Annotated in this window: 1 protein-coding gene; it reads right to left on the bottom strand. The window is 77.8% G+C overall.

Annotated features, from left to right (window positions below):
- Positions 1-781, bottom strand: a 781-nt coding sequence (locus ABEB16_RS20810) for a family 4 glycosyl hydrolase (protein ID WP_486336000.1), incomplete at both ends; no start/stop codon positions are given.

The raw sequence follows: 781 nt of genomic DNA, 5'->3' as shown, positions 1-781 counted from the left end.
TGACGGCCGCCATCACCGCCAGCGCGACCCCCGCGTAGCCCTCCACCTCCTCGCCGGGGTCCTCGCCCGGGTCCTCGCCGGGGTCGCCGCCCGCGTCCCCGCGAGCACCGCCCAGCGCCTCCGCCATGTAGCTGCCGTCGCGCTCGCCCACCGCCCGCCGCCACAGCGCCGCCGGGTCCTCCCCGCCCCGCGCCAGCCGCTCGTAGAACTCCCCCTGCGTGCGGGCCAGCTGCTCCCCGCGCGTCTCCCCGGCCGCCGCGATCCGCTCCAGCGACTCCCGGCGCAGGTAGTGGTAGTAGAGGTACTCGTTGGGCAGGCACCCCAGCGCCCGCAGCCACGCCGCCCCGAACAGCCGCCCCTCCTCCAGCCGCCCCAGCAGCGCCTCGTCGGCCAGCAGCCGGGGCAGCACGTCCACCCCCTCGTGCAGCAGCCGGCGCACCCAGCCCAGGTGGTTCAGCCCCACGTAGTCCACCAGCACGCGCGCCGGGTCCAGCCCCAGCAGCCGCGCCGCGCGCCGCCCCAGCCCCGACGGGCTGTCGCAGATGCCGACGGCGCGCTCGCCCAGCACCTGCTGCACCGCCTCGGTGATGACGCCCGCCGGGTTGGTGAAGTTCAGGAACCAGGCCTGCGGGGCCAGCTCCCGCACCGTCCGCGCGATCTCCAGCGCCACCGGCAGCGTCCGCAGCGCGTACGCGACGCCCCCGGCGCCGGTGGTCTCCTGCCCCAGCACGCCCAGCTCCAGCGCCACCCGCTCGTCGGCGCAGCGGCCCTGCACCCCGCC

This window comes from Kineococcus glutinatus, from assembly GCF_039542765.1.
In the GTDB taxonomy this organism is placed as follows: Bacteria; Actinomycetota; Actinomycetes; order Actinomycetales; family Kineococcaceae; genus Kineococcus_A; species Kineococcus_A glutinatus.
This window is presented reverse-complemented; position numbering and strand designations above follow the sequence as displayed.